General features: G+C 64.2%; 1 protein-coding gene and 1 pseudogene. One reads left to right on the top strand and one right to left on the bottom strand.

Going from position 1 to position 360, the window contains the following annotated elements; genetic code table 11:
- Nucleotides 1-66 precede the first annotated feature (66 nt).
- Nucleotides 67-246 (top strand): annotated as a pseudogene (locus ACLBYB_RS32850) (transposase); the annotation flags it as partial.
- Nucleotides 247-248: 2 nt separating this feature from the next.
- Here ACLBYB_RS32850 and ACLBYB_RS32845 read toward each other — a convergent pair.
- The coding region (locus ACLBYB_RS32845; RefSeq protein WP_447701338.1) for a transposase domain-containing protein at nt 249-360 on the bottom strand (112 nt) is incomplete at its 5' end.

The following is a 360-nucleotide window of genomic DNA, read 5'->3' as shown; positions in this document are numbered from 1 at the left end:
GGTGACCTGACCGGCTGGCTTTGGACCGGGCTGATTGAGAGGATCAGCCAGGACAAGGAGTCGGACATGCGGCGAGGTCAGAAGACGAACGCGGAGCAGGTCGTGCTGAAGCTGCGCCAGATTGAGGTGCAGACAGCCCAGGGTAAGAGCTTGGCGCTGGCCTGCAAGGAGGCGGAGATCTCCGAGCAGAGCTATTACCGCTGGCGCAAGGAGTACGGCGGTCTCCAGGTCGACCGTAAGCGTCGTTCTCAGGCCACGGCTTTGAGGGGCTGCGGGGCGTAGGCCCAGGGCAGCAAGTCGTCGATATGGCTCTGCGGATGGCCGGCGACGATGCGGGTGATGACGTCGGTCAGGTAGGCC

The organism is Methylobacterium sp. D54C (assembly GCF_053345595.1).
Note: the sequence above shows the minus strand (reverse complement) of the source record. Positions and strands in the feature narration are given on the sequence as shown.